This window comes from Cupriavidus pauculus (genome assembly GCF_008801835.1).
Lineage (GTDB): Bacteria > Pseudomonadota > Gammaproteobacteria > Burkholderiales > Burkholderiaceae > Cupriavidus > Cupriavidus pauculus.
Genome location: NZ_VZOW01000043.1, coordinates 15,193 through 27,716 on the forward strand (window position 1 = coordinate 15,193; position 12,524 = coordinate 27,716).

The 12,524-nt window shown below is 64.7% G+C and carries 10 protein-coding genes; 4 read left to right on the top strand and 6 right to left on the bottom strand.

Annotated features, from left to right (window positions below; genetic code table 11):
• Nucleotides 1-22: 22 nt before the first annotated feature.
• From F7R19_RS26520 to F7R19_RS26540, 5 genes are all read right to left on the bottom strand, one after another.
• Nucleotides 23-1,378, bottom strand: a complete 1,356-nt coding sequence (locus tag F7R19_RS26520) for an O-antigen ligase family protein (protein ID WP_150982559.1) — start codon at nucleotides 1,376-1,378, stop codon at nucleotides 23-25.
• An 82-nt stretch (nucleotides 1,379-1,460) separates the two neighbouring features.
• Nucleotides 1,461-2,288: an META and DUF4377 domain-containing protein gene (locus F7R19_RS26525; RefSeq protein WP_150982560.1), complete on the bottom strand. Its 828-nt coding sequence runs from the start codon at nucleotides 2,286-2,288 to the stop codon at nucleotides 1,461-1,463.
• Between the two features lie 115 nt (nucleotides 2,289-2,403).
• Complete coding sequence (gene waaA / locus F7R19_RS26530) at nucleotides 2,404-3,678, bottom strand: lipid IV(A) 3-deoxy-D-manno-octulosonic acid transferase (protein ID WP_150982561.1); 1,275 nt, start codon at nucleotides 3,676-3,678, stop codon at nucleotides 2,404-2,406.
• On the bottom strand, nucleotides 3,678-4,769 hold the full coding sequence (gene waaC, locus F7R19_RS26535) for a lipopolysaccharide heptosyltransferase I (RefSeq protein ID WP_150982562.1): 1,092 nt from the start codon (nucleotides 4,767-4,769) through the stop codon (nucleotides 3,678-3,680). Before waaC ends, waaA begins: the two co-directional genes overlap by 1 nt.
• Nucleotides 4,750-6,135, bottom strand: coding sequence for a phosphomannomutase/phosphoglucomutase (locus F7R19_RS26540; protein ID WP_150982563.1), 1,386 nt, complete (start codon nucleotides 6,133-6,135; stop codon nucleotides 4,750-4,752). Before F7R19_RS26540 ends, waaC begins: the two co-directional genes overlap by 20 nt.
• A gap of 427 nt (nucleotides 6,136-6,562) precedes the next feature.
• Here F7R19_RS26540 and F7R19_RS26545 point away from each other — a divergent pair, with 427 nt between their 5' ends.
• From F7R19_RS26545 to F7R19_RS26560, 4 genes are read left to right on the top strand one after another with little or no spacing between them, the layout of a single operon-like run.
• Complete coding sequence (locus F7R19_RS26545; RefSeq protein WP_150982564.1) at nucleotides 6,563-7,882, top strand: sugar transferase; 1,320 nt, start codon at nucleotides 6,563-6,565, stop codon at nucleotides 7,880-7,882.
• Nucleotides 7,883-7,914: 32 nt separating this feature from the next.
• Nucleotides 7,915-9,048: a glycosyltransferase gene (locus F7R19_RS26550; protein WP_223505833.1), complete on the top strand. Its 1,134-nt coding sequence runs from the start codon at nucleotides 7,915-7,917 to the stop codon at nucleotides 9,046-9,048.
• A 17-nt stretch (nucleotides 9,049-9,065) separates the two neighbouring features.
• Nucleotides 9,066-10,274, top strand: a complete 1,209-nt coding sequence (locus F7R19_RS26555; RefSeq protein ID WP_249043175.1) for an oligosaccharide flippase family protein — start codon at nucleotides 9,066-9,068, stop codon at nucleotides 10,272-10,274.
• Nucleotides 10,271-11,365: a glycosyltransferase family 4 protein gene (locus F7R19_RS26560; RefSeq protein ID WP_150982566.1), complete on the top strand. Its 1,095-nt coding sequence runs from the start codon at nucleotides 10,271-10,273 to the stop codon at nucleotides 11,363-11,365. The genes F7R19_RS26555 and F7R19_RS26560 overlap by 4 nt, the downstream gene beginning before the upstream one ends.
• A 22-nt stretch (nucleotides 11,366-11,387) precedes the next feature.
• On the opposite strand, the gene F7R19_RS26565 is transcribed toward F7R19_RS26560, so the two are convergent.
• Nucleotides 11,388-12,461, bottom strand: coding sequence for an MraY family glycosyltransferase (locus F7R19_RS26565; RefSeq protein ID WP_150982568.1), 1,074 nt, complete (start codon nucleotides 12,459-12,461; stop codon nucleotides 11,388-11,390).
• Nucleotides 12,462-12,524 lie beyond the last annotated feature (63 nt).

Below are 12,524 nucleotides of genomic sequence, written 5' to 3' on the forward strand. Positions count from 1 at the left end.
CGCCCGGGTCACATCCGTCGCTTCAGGCAACGCGACCCAGATCGCCGACGCGCGCAGCGGAGGTCCCTGCCTGGCGCACCTTCTCATCGGACGAGCTGGATTGCAGCGCGGTGCTGCGGGCCTCGCGCGCCGCAAGTCCCAGCAGCAGGCCAATCAGCCCCGCATAGAAGACGATGTTGGCCTGGTGCGCAGTGGTGACCTGCGTCAGGCCGGAAATCAGTGACGCCATGACCACGCCGAGTCCAGCGGCGGCCAGGCTCACGCCGCGCAGGTTCGTGGCGGCGTGGCAGGTCTTCAATGCCCGCCGGAACAGGACGGCCGGCACCAGAAACAGCCCGAGCATCGCCAACAAACCCGGAACGCCCGTGGTCGCCGCCGCCTCTACGATGTCGTTGTGGGCGTGTTCCAGCACGCAGACCACCTGTTTTTCCGGCAGGTCTTCAGCATCGGCGTTTCTGACCAGTTCGGCCTGATGCCGGCAATACGCGGATGCCTTCAGAACCGTTGCAAACTGCCCGACGCCAGCTCCCATCACCGGATGCTGGGCGAAATACGACATGCCGATTTGCCACATCTTCAGCCGGGCACCGACCGACGTCTCGACCTTGTCCTGTTCGACGAAGCGGCTTGCCTCGGTCACCGCCTGATCGACGCGCCTGGCCAGTGGGCTGCCCGGCACGGCGTAGCCGGCCGCCAGGAGCACAACGATGGCGACGGCGGATGCCACAAACATCTTCAGACCAAATCGGCGATATCGCACCAGAAGCAACGGAAACATCGTCAGCAGCATCGCCACCATGGCACCGCGTGTCTCGTTCATGACCAGGATGAGCACCGCACAGGCAACATTGAGCCACGCCAGCGCGTCAATGCGATGGCTTTCGCCTGGACGCGCGAAGCCGACCAGCGCCAGCGCCGCCACCATGTTGGCAAATGCGATGGGCTGCACCCATCCCGAAGGCCGGCCATTGCCCATCACCAGGTACTGATAGCCGACGATCAGCAGCGCCACGCCGAGCGCTACAGTAATGCCCTGCCACAGGCGATCCGCATTGGGCGCCACGCAGACCATGACCCAGCAGGTAAGGATGGCCAACAGCGCACGCGATGGATTGTCGATCACGTTCCACGGCGTATGGTGGTAGACCTTCGAAACCACGTAGACGGCCAGGAACAGCAGCACGGCCCAGCTGATCGGGTTCAGGACGGCACTATGCTGGCGCCAGGCGTCTCGCATGTGCCGCCAGCCCAGGATTGCCAGTAGAACCACACCCGCCAGAAACACCCCTGCCCCCCGCGGTACGCACAGGACAAGAATGGGAAACGCAAAGACTAGGACATCGGCCATCGTCGATAGCCGGTTCTTGCTGGAGATCATGGATAGCCTGGACAGTCAGCCGGCGCTCGATACCTGACCGAGCGCACAAGAATCAGGCCGGCATTTTAAACGATCGGCGATATCATCCGCCCCGCTGCCGCTCCACCACGTCGAGCAATTGCCAGCGAATTGTTGAGGCATCGGCGGGCGGATTCGGTACCTGGTACTCGCGCACGCGCAGTTTGTAGCGCACCCCCGGTTCGAAATCGAGCCCTTCGATCGGTCCATACCAGAGCTGCCACGGCGCATCGGGCGATTCGCGCCAGCGGTAGCACTGCATCTTGCCGACGCCGGAACACTCGACGCGCTGAGAGTCGATGTACACGATTTTCTCTTTGCCGCCGGCACCGCCCGTGGCCGGATCGATCTTGTCGCCGCGCCTGCCCACGCCCTCGCGCTCCACAAACTGCAACAGTTCGCCGTCGGCGGTTTTCCAGATGATCTGGCGTCCCGTCGACCCCGCCGATGGTTGCGTGCCGACGGTCGTGAGCGGCGACTGCATCGCCTTGAGCAGCGCGGACTCCAGCTCCATGCGCGGTCCCGGGCAGGCCATCCGGGTGCCGGCGATGCGATCGAAACGAATCCCCGTGGACGTCTTGCCATAGCCGCCCGTAAAGCGATTGCAGCCGCTGGTGCCGCTGACCGTGCCCTGGGACGAGTCGATCCCGTCGCTGAAATTGAAGACGATCGGTTCGCCGTTGTCGCCATGGGGAATATCGCGCAGCGACCCGTCCGTGCGCTGCCAGCGCACCAGTTCCCAGCGGCTGGGGCCGCTCGAGCGCGTTTCATTGAGGCTGGCGCCGGCCGACGGATTATCCGCCGGCTGGCCCGTGGCGCAGGCTGAAATCATCACAACGGCTCCCAACGCCAGCACTGTGGCGAGACAACGGGACACGAACATCTTGGGCATGGATGGACTCCTTCGATCAGGTGAAGCGTCATCATGGTCGATACGCAAGTGGCCTAAACGCCGCTCCGCAACCATCAATCTCCATCAGTCTATGGGTACCGGCCGGCGCTGTATGTCAGCGCAACACTGGCGCGAGCGCGCTCAGCGTGCGAGCCGTCGCCCCCCGGTGCAGCCCCGCGAACGTCAGCGCATTGGCGCGCATCTGCGTCAGGCGCGGTAAGTCGTCAAGTACCTCCGCCGCTGCCGCCATCAATGCGTCCGCGTCGGCGACGCGCTCGCACGCGCCCGCCGCAATCGCATCCTCGGTAGCCTGTGCGAAATTGAACGTATGCGGTCCCATCAGCACGGGGGTGCCCGCCGCACAGGCTTCGATCAGATTTTGGCCGCCGAGCGGGATCAGGCTGCCGCCGATATAGGCGATATCCGATGCCGCGTAATACATCGCCATTTCGCCCATCGAATTGCCGAGCACGATGTCGGCGTCGATTCGCGCGTCGCCTCGGTCGATATCGAGCGCGCTGCGGCGTTGGACACTGAACCCGGCGCGCGCGGCCGTTGCCGCCACTTCGTCAAACCGCTGCGGATGCCGCGGCACCAACAGCAAGGCCGGCCGGCGCGCGCCCGGCCAGCGCGCGAACGCCTCCAGGATCAACGGCTCCTCGCCTTCGCGCGTGCTGGCTGCGGCAAGCACCTGCCGTCCGCCAAACGCACGCCGCAGCTGTTGCCCCCGCGCCAGACCCGCTTCCGGCAACTGCATGTCGAATTTCAGATTGCCGGTGATCTGTACCGATTTCACGCCAAGCGCGCGATATCGCTCGGCATCGCCGGCAGTTTGCGCCAGCACCATGGTGAAGTCGTTGTACAGAGACGCCGCCGCGCTGCCAAAGCGCGCCGTGCGGCGATAGCTGCGCGGCGACAAGCGCGCGTTGACCAGAAACAGCGGCACGCCTTCGCGGCGCGTCACGTGCACCAGGTTCGGCCACACTTCCGTTTCCATGATCAGCCCGGCGTCCGGCCTGAAATACGACAGGAATCGTCGGACCAGCGGCGGCATGTCGTATGGCAGATAGCATTGCTGCACGCGCGGGTTATCGCCATAAAGCTGCGCGCCGGTCTGGCGGCCGGTAGGCGTCATATGCGTCAGCAGAAGCCGATGTTGCGGATACTCGGCCAGTATCGCGTCGATGAGTGGCTGCGCCGCGCGCGTTTCGCCGACCGACACGGCGTGCACCCACAGCCACGGCCCCTGAGCGGAAAGGCCGCCATAACGACCCAGGCGCTCGCCCACATGCTCGATGTATCCGTGTTCCTTGCGCGAACGCCAGACCAGACGCAACAACGCCAGCGGCAGAATCAACAGCCACAGCAGACTGTAAACAAGACGAAGCATCAGACAGACACCCCGCGCACGCGCCGCGCGGCGGCATACACCTCGTCGACGTCCGGCACGACGCCGTCGTCGCCCACATTGGCGATGTGGTCAGACCAGTAGCCTTCGGTCTTCCAGCGCCAAGTGGCCGTGTAGATTTCGACAGTCGGCCGACACAGCGCGGCGGCGATGTGGACGAGGCCCGTGTCCACGCCGATCACCACTTCGGCATGGTTGATCAATCCAAATCCCTGCATCACGGAAAAGCGCGGCAGGACCCGCGCGCCGGGCATGCCAGCGGCCAGCGCTTGCGCATCGCGTTTTTCCGATTCGTTGCCCCACGGCAGCAGGACGCTCAGCCCTTCGGCGTGAAGCTTCTGGCCCAGTGCGTGCCAGTTGGCCACCGGCCAGCGCTTTTTGGCGCCGGCCGTGGCATGGAAACACACGGCATAGCGCTGCGGCAGATCGCGCCAAAGCGGATCGTCGACATGCAGCGTAGTGGCGGCCGGTCCGAAGAAACGCGGAACGGTGGTCGGCTGCGTACCGGTCAGTGCGGCGCCGAGCAAGCGCGAGCGCCGCACGGAGTGGGTCTGCCGTGGCACCGTTACCGGCGTCGTGTAAAACAGCCGCGCAGCCGGCTCGTAGCCCGAACCCTGCGTAGCATTGCCCAGCCCGATCACCGGTGCTCCAGCGGCGCGGGCAGCCGTGCGCGCTACGATGGCCGTCTTGAGCAGGCCCTGCGTTTCCAGCACGGCGTCGTACGACTGCTCCCGGATGGCCGCGCGCAGCGCGCCCACCTCGGCCCATGTCTCGCCCTGCCAGAAGCGTCTGCGCCAGCGACGCAGCGCAAACGGGATCACGCGGCGCACCTCGGGCAGCAGGCGGACCAGATCGACATAGCCTTCTTCGACCACCCAGTCGATCTCGGCATCGGGCCAGCGCGCGCGCAGGTCATGCACCAGCGGCATGTTGTGCACGACGTCGCCGAGCGAGGACACCTTCACGATCAGGATGCGCGGCCGCGCAGGCAATACAAACGGCGACCCCGACGCCTGGGACGCCGGGGTCGCGACGGCAGCCGATTGCGCCACGTCAGAACGGGAGCTTTGCATCCGGTTTTTCCGCCAGGATCACGCGCTTGAATTCGGCCTGGATACGCGCCAGCGCGGCGTCGTTGTCCGCCTCGAAGCGCATCACCACCACCGGCGTGGTGTTCGACGGCCGGGCCAGACCGAAGCCGTCCGGATATTCCACGCGCACGCCGTCGATCGTGATCACTTCCTTTGCTCCGTCGAACTTCGCATTGGCGCGAATCTTGTCGAGCAGCGTGAAGGCTTCGCCTTCGGCCACCTTCAGTTGAAGCTCGGGCGTGCAGTTCGAATTCGGCAGCGCGTTAAGGATGGCGCTCGGATCGGCGTGGCGCGACAGGATTTCCAGCAGGCGGGCGCCCGTGTACAGGCCATCGTCGAAACCGTACCAGCGGTCCTTGAAAAACACGTGGCCGCTCATTTCGCCGGCGATCGGTGCACCGGTTTCCTTGAGCTTGGCCTTGACCAACGAATGGCCGGTCTTCCACATCAGCGGCTCGCCGCCGTGCTGGCGAATCCACGGCGCCAGCTTGCCCGTGCACTTCACGTCGTAGATCACCTGCGCACCGGGATTGCGCGACAGGATTTCTTCGGCAAACAGCATCAGTTGGCGGTCGGGGAAGATCACCTGCCCGTCCTTGGTCACCACGCCAAGACGGTCACCGTCGCCGTCGAACGCCAGGCCCAGCTCGCAGTCGGTCTCGCGCAGGCATTTCATCAGATCCTGCAGATTCTCGACATGCGCCGGATCCGGATGATGGTTCGGGAAATGGCCGTCCACATCGCAGAACAGCTCCACGACCTCGCAGCCCAGCCCGCGGAATAGGTCGCCGACGAATGCGCCCGCCACGCCGTTGCCGGCGTCCAGCGCGATCTTCATCGGGCGAGCCAGCTTGACGTCGCCGATGATCCGGTCGAGGTATTGCTGGCGGATGTCGACAAGCTTGTAGTCGCCGGCACCCTTGGTGAAATTCGCCGCTTCGATACGCTGGCGCAATGCCTGGATCTGGTCGCCATAAATCGCCTTGCCGCCCAGCACCATCTTGAAACCGTTGTAGTCGGGCGGGTTATGGCTGCCCGTCACCATGATGCCGGACGTGGCACGGCGGCCGTCGAGTTCGACGTTGGTGCCGAAATACACCATCGGCGTGGCGACCATGCCCAGGTCGATGACATCAAGGCCAGCAGCGCGCAGGCCTTCGACCAGCCCGCCCAGCAGGTCCGGACCGGACAGACGGCCATCGCGGCCCACCACCACGGATTTTTCGCCAAGCTCGACAGCGGCCGAACCAAAGGACAGGCCGATGGCGCGGGCAACTTCCGGGGTCAGCGTCTTGCCGACAATGCCGCGAATGTCATAGGCCTTGAAGATCGAGGGGTCAATTTGCATAAGCGTTCCAGTCGATATGAGCGGTGTTCACCACAGTGGAAGACAGGCGAAGCCATTCCGGTGACAAACCAGCATTGTGCCGGATTGTGAAGTCCGGGTAACCATCGAAGCGGGTGTCCGCACGCGCGGCAGGTGCGGCCGGGTCGTTGCGCTTACGCCCACTTTCGTGAAATCCGGGCAGGGGTACAGTTATAATCGTGCGCCGCCGCCGGCCGTCAATTGCCTGTCCGCCCGCGCCGGAGCGATCAGGAAGACCGCCCCTTCGAATTGAGCCCTACTGTGCACCTTCTTCCACCACGTCCGGCCATCATACTTGCTGAAACGGCATGGCAGTGATCGCGGAATGATTGGTTTCAGATTGAAAATATTTGTAAATCCATGGCACCGACGACCGGGGTGAGCGGTGGACGCAAGGCTAGAATCGCGAATGACGAAAACAAATAGTATTCCCCGCTCAGCGCCTGCAGTACGCGCCCGAGGATCCGAAATCATCCGCCGGGCCAGCCGCATGGTGGGGTGGGCGCTACTTGGACTGGTGCTGCTGGGTCTTTCCATTCTTGGGGCGGAAATGCTGCGCCGGTCGACCGGCCTGGTCACCAACCTGTTTACCCGCACCCTGATCTGGTCCTGCGTTGCATACCTTTTCGCATTCGTGCTCACGCTGCGGTCCTTGCACCTGCCCGCGGCAGAGGGCAACAGCCTGGTTGGCCTGTCGGTAACGCTGTCGTTTGCGGGGTTACTGGTCGGGTTTGCAATCGTCAGGCTCGAGTATTCGCGCGTCGCCCTGCTGTTCAGCTACTTCGGCACGCTTGCGTGGGCCTGGATCGGCTACCGCCTGTTCGTGCGCAACTACATTCCGACGTTCGGGTACTCGGACCAGGCAGCGCTCACCCAGCTTGAGAGCATTCTCAGCATGCCGGGCGCAGCGCCGCCGAGCCCGCATCGGCTCGAGGAAATCTATTCGCTGAAGGACGCCACCGGATGCGATGCGCTGATGGTCGATCGCAACGCCACGGCCGACCCCGACCGCACGCGCAAGTTGTCGCAATTGAAAATGACGCATGTGCGGCTCTATTCGGTGGAACGTATCGGCGAGATGCTGACCGGCCGCGTCGGTCTGGCACATATCGATGAGAATTTTCTCGACGACTACGCCAAGCATTACTTCTACGGTTTCTTCAAGCGACTGCTCGACATCGTTGCGGTGCTTTGCCTGGCGCCGATCGCGCTGCCGCTGAGCATCGTGACGGCCCTCGCGGTACGGCTGGAATCGGCCGGACCGGTTGTGTTCCGCCAGCAGCGCGTCGGCCTGTTTGGCCGGCACTTCGTCATGCTGAAATTCCGCAGCATGACCACCGATGCGGACGCTCCGGCGCAGTTCGCGGCCAAGCAGGATCCGCGCGTCACCCGCGTCGGCCGCATCATCCGCAAATACCGGCTGGACGAGATTCCCCAGTTGTGGAATGTGTTGATCGGCGACATGAGCCTGATCGGGCCGCGCCCCGAGCAGGTGCCGATGGTCGAGCAGTTCTCGCAGAGCATTCCCTACTATCCGTATCGCCACCTGGTCCGGCCCGGCCTGTCGGGCTGGGCGCAGGTTCAGCAGGGTTACGTGGGCACGCACGCGGAAACGGTCACCAAGCTCAGCTACGACCTCTATTATGTGAAGCATTGCTCGTTCGCCCTTGATCTGCTGATTGCCATCAAGACCTTGCGGACCCTTCTGACCGGCTACGGTGCACGTTGACCCTTCACGCGTTTTCCGCCACTGAACGACCCTTGCGCATTCTCCTGGTTACCACGGGCCTGCGCATGGGGGGCGCCGAACAACAGGTCGCCGCGCTGGCGCGTGAATTCCTCGATCGAGGCAACCGCGTGGCCCTGATCAGCCTCACCCCGGATTGCGAAGTGCCGATGCCGGACGCCGTGGAGCGTCTGATGCTTGACATGCGCAAGACGCCGGTCTCGATGGCCCTGGCCCTCGCGGCGGCGCGCCGCTTTGCCTGCCGCTGGCAGCCGGACATCGTCAACGCGCATATGTTCCACGCCAACATGTTCGCCCGCGTGCTGACGCGCGTGGCGGATCTGCCGCCGCTGATCTGCGCCGCGCACAGCTTTTCCGAAGGCGGCCGGTTGCGCATGACGCTGTATCGGCTGACCAACACCTGGTGCACGCTCACCACGCAGGTGAGCCAGTCCAGCCGAGCCGAGATGATTCGGGCCGGCGCCGTGACGGGCGACCGCGTGCGCGTGATGTACAACGGCATCGACACGGACAAATTCAGACCCGACGCGCTGCTGCGCGAACAGACACGCGCGCAGCTTGGACTGGGCGCGGGAACGCGCATGGTGCTCAACATCGGCCGCCTTGCCGCCGAGAAAGACCAGGTGGCGTTGATCGATGCGTTTGCACGCCTGGACCGCTCCACGCCGACGCGGCTGTTCATTGCCGGCGACGGGCCGCAACGGCCCGCGCTCGAAGCGCGGATCGCCCATCATCGCCTGCAGGACCTGGCCGTGCTGCTGGGCACGCGTCACGATATTCCAGCGCTGCTGAATGCGGCCGACGTCTTCGCGCTATCGTCGCGCATCGAGGGCATGCCGCTCGTGCTGGGCGAGGCCCTGGCTTGCGAGTGTCCGGTCGTGGCCACATCGGCACCCGGCGTGGCCGAGTTGCTGGGCGATGTCGGCGCGATGGTGCCGGTGGGGGATACCGATGCGCTGGCGCGCGCCATGCTGCGCACGCTGGCCACGGTGGACACGGCTTCCGCCGACCGCCGGGTTGGCCGCGAACGCATCGTCACGCATTTCGGCATCGCGGCCGCCGCGGATCGGTGGCTGGCGCTCTACCACGAACTCAGCGCCCCCTCGCGCGGCCACACCGGCCACGCCCATCCATGCGCCGGCGCATAGCAGGCAATGTTGGCTGGATGCTGCTGGACCGGGGCGCGCAGGTGCTTGCGGGTGTCGGCGTCGTTGCAATCCTGGCGCGCACACTTGGCACTGACGGCTTCGCCGCCTTCCAGTACGCGCAGTCGCTCGTGTTCATTGGCGCATCGGTCGCACTGATCTGTGGCGGCGAAGTGGTCATCCCGAGACTGGTTGCACTAAGCGACGCCACACGTCAGCACCGCTTGCTCGTACATGTCTTCTGGCTGCGCTTGCTGGCGGGCGTGGGCGGCTACGCCCTGGTCGCCGGCTTCCTGGCCGCCACCGGTCAGCCAGCGCGGAACTGGTGGCCCGCGCTGATTCTTGGCCTGGCTATCCTGTTGCGCGAACCCTTCGGCGTGGTCATCGCCTGGATGCAGGCGCGCACCGAAACCCGGCCCGTCGTACTGATCAATGTTGCGGCGCTGGCCCTGAAGGTCGGCACGGTCATCGTATTGGCGCTGTGCAGCATCGAGCTGACGGGCGCCTATGCGACGGCGTTCGTGTTGGAACCGGTGCTTGCCGCCATCCTGCTTTGCGCGCTTTACCGCCGGCGGATGCCGGTTTCGCGTGTGCCGATCGACCTCAATTTGAGCCGCCAACTGCTGCACGACGGTGCGCTGTTCTGGGTCAGCTTCATGCTGATGATGGCGGCACGGCGCATCGACCAGTTGATTCTCCATCCGCATGTCGAGGCCGCGGAGTTTGCCGCCTATGCCGCGTCGATGCAGATCGTCGACAACTTCACGGCGCTGGGCAGTATCCTGGCCAGCGGCATCGCGCCGTTATTCTTGTACGCAAAAAGCGAGCGCGCCGCCGGCATTGCCAACGTTGGCAAACTCGCACTCTTCCTGGCCGTCGTAGGCGCGGCCGGCGCCATTGTCCTGGCGGTAATGGCGCCGTGGATCGTACATCTGCTTTACGGCTCGGCCTTTGCGGATGCCACTGCGTTGATGCAACTCGCGATCCTGGTGAGTCCATTGGTGTTCGCGGACGTCGGCTTCACCGTTCTGGCCGCCTATCTGCGCAAGCCGCGCTGGATCGCAGCCAAGTGGGCGCTCGCATGCGCGGCGACCGTTGCCGTGGATTTGCTTGCCATTCCGCGACTCGGCGCGCGCGGGGCAATCCTGGGATATGCGACATCTGGTGCGCTGGCAGTGCTGGCCGGCATCGTCACATGGGCGTACGCACGCCGGACACAGCAGTCATGAGCCAGACGCCGGTCATTTGCTTCCTGACGGGCACGATGAACGCGTACGCCGGCGCGGAGCGGATGACGGCGGTTGTCGCCAACGCGCTCGCCGCGCGCGGCTACGTGGTTCACATCGTCAGTCTGTTCGATCCCACGACATGTTTCGCGCTGCATCCGGATGTGGAACTGCGCGCCCTGTTTGACACGCGGCCGTCGTTCAAGCGCCATTACCTGACCGCAGTCAGACGCATCCGCGAGGACGCCAGGCGCCACGGCATCGACATCATGATCGAAGTCGATCCGATGTTGACGCTGTTCACCCTGCCCGCCCTGGCCCGAACCGGCGTGCGCCGCATTGGCTGGGAACACTGTCATTTTGGCGAGGACCTGGGCAAGCCATTGCGGCGCGTGGCGCGTCGCCTTGCGGCGCGCACCGCGTCGGCCATCGTGGTGCTGACGGCCGCAGATCAAGCGCATTGGCGCACGGCGATCCGGCACGCATTTGACGTGCGCGCCATCGCCAATCCGCTGCCCTTCGACCTGCCTGCCGAACCCGCGGCGGGCAACACACGCAAGGTCCTTGCGGTGGGCCGCCTGGTGCCGGCAAAAGGCTTCGACGTGCTGCTGCGCGCGTGGAAGACAGTCGTTGTCGCCGCACCCGGCTGGCAGCTCGAGATCGTCGGGGAAGGTGCGGAACGGCAGGCATTGCAGACGCTGATCGAGGAGCTTGGCATCGGTGACACCGTGTCGATGCCCGGCGCGCGGCGCGACGTGGAAACCGCATATCGCGGCGCCAGTGTCTTCTGCCTGAGTTCGCGCTATGAAGGATTCGGACTGGTGCTTCTGGAAGCGATGGCGCATGGCCTGCCGGTGGTGGCAACCGCCTGCGACACCGGGCCCAGGTCGCTGCTGCAGGACGGTGTCAACGCGCGCGTCGTACCCGTGGATTCGGCGGACGCGCTCGCGGCGGGGCTGCTCGATGTCATGGACAGCCCACCTTTGCGGCATCGGCTGACTGATGGCGGCCGGCAGACGGCCAGGGCACACACCGTCGACCAAATAGTTGGCCAATGGGAATCGCTTCTGCGGGACGTGGCGGCCCGGGCATGACGTCCGGCCATGCCGCGGGCGACTAGCGCGAGCGAATGCGCCGCACCCAGCGGATGACGATCCACGCCCGTTGCATCACCAGCAAGTGGAGGCCAGTAAAAAGCAGGAAGCCGGCAAAGATGATCGACTCCGGCACGCCCTTTTTCCACGCGACCACGCCGATCAGGCCCAGCACGAAATTGCCCACGAGCAGAAACCAGACGGTTTGCTTGGTGCTGAAACCCATGCGCAGCAGCAGATGGTGGAGGTGGGTGCGGTCGGCCGAAAGCGGATTCTTGCCCTGCACCGCCCGCCGGATCACGACGGCCAGCAGGTCGATCAGGATCAGTCCGACCACCCACAGCATCACCGCCGGTGGCACGTGGCCGCCAGGGTTGTACTCTTTCTGCGACAGTTCGACGGAGAACCAGCTGATCCCGTAGCCAAGCAGCAGGCTGCCGGCGTCGCCGAGGAACACAAGCCGCTGACGCAGCGGACTCGGCATGTTGAAAAGCAGGAAGCCCGCAATCGCGCCGCACATCAGCAGGCAGATCCGCAGCGCCCCGGGGTTGCCCACGTCATGCGCCAGCCACGAAAACCATGCGAACACGATCAACGACAAGCCCCCGGCCAGGCCGTCCATGCCGTCCATGCCGTCGGTCATGTTGATGGCATTGACCACAGACAGCGTGGCCAGCAGCGTGAGCGGGATGCCCCAGGCGTAGAGAATCACGTCGCGCTTGTACAGCAGGTCTCCCAGCGAGTGCAGATACACCTCGCCCCACGACGTCATCAGAATCGCCGCGAAGAACTGAAACGCCAGCTTGCTCAGCGGCGACACGCCGTTGAGGTCGTCGAAAAGCCCGACCAGCGCCAGCAATGTCAGGCCGATATAGAGCGCGGTGTAGTGATCGTAGCCCCGCACGAACATTGCGCTGGAAATCCATAACGCAATCAGGATCGCCATGCCGCCCACCAGCGGCGTGGATCCTTCGTGCCGCTTCCTGCCGCCAGGGTGGTCAAGCAGGCCGCCGCGCGTTGCCAACGGCCGCAGGATCAGTACAGCGCCCGCGCTCAGCATGGCCGAGATCGCGGGGAGCCAGAAAAATTCGAACATGGAAACTCAGATCTGTATCGGCAGCGCGAAGGTTGCGATTTTTTTCGCGCAAAAACGATTCGC

Coding starts and splice junctions, on each gene's coding strand:
- F7R19_RS26560 (WP_150982566.1), top strand. CDS start 10,271: ATGAGCCAGACGCCGGTCATTTGCTTCCTGACGGGCACGATGAACGCG.
- F7R19_RS26545 (WP_150982564.1), top strand. CDS start 6,563: ATGACGAAAACAAATAGTATTCCCCGCTCAGCGCCTGCAGTACGCGCC.
- F7R19_RS26555 (WP_249043175.1), top strand. CDS start 9,066: ATGCTGCTGGACCGGGGCGCGCAGGTGCTTGCGGGTGTCGGCGTCGTT.
- waaA (WP_150982561.1), bottom strand. CDS start 3,678: ATGCTTCGTCTTGTTTACAGTCTGCTGTGGCTGTTGATTCTGCCGCTG.
- waaC (WP_150982562.1), bottom strand. CDS start 4,769: ATGCAAAGCTCCCGTTCTGACGTGGCGCAATCGGCTGCCGTCGCGACC.
- F7R19_RS26565 (WP_150982568.1), bottom strand. CDS start 12,461: ATGTTCGAATTTTTCTGGCTCCCCGCGATCTCGGCCATGCTGAGCGCG.
- F7R19_RS26525 (WP_150982560.1), bottom strand. CDS start 2,288: ATGCCCAAGATGTTCGTGTCCCGTTGTCTCGCCACAGTGCTGGCGTTG.
- F7R19_RS26520 (WP_150982559.1), bottom strand. CDS start 1,378: ATGATCTCCAGCAAGAACCGGCTATCGACGATGGCCGATGTCCTAGTC.
- F7R19_RS26540 (WP_150982563.1), bottom strand. CDS start 6,135: ATGCAAATTGACCCCTCGATCTTCAAGGCCTATGACATTCGCGGCATT.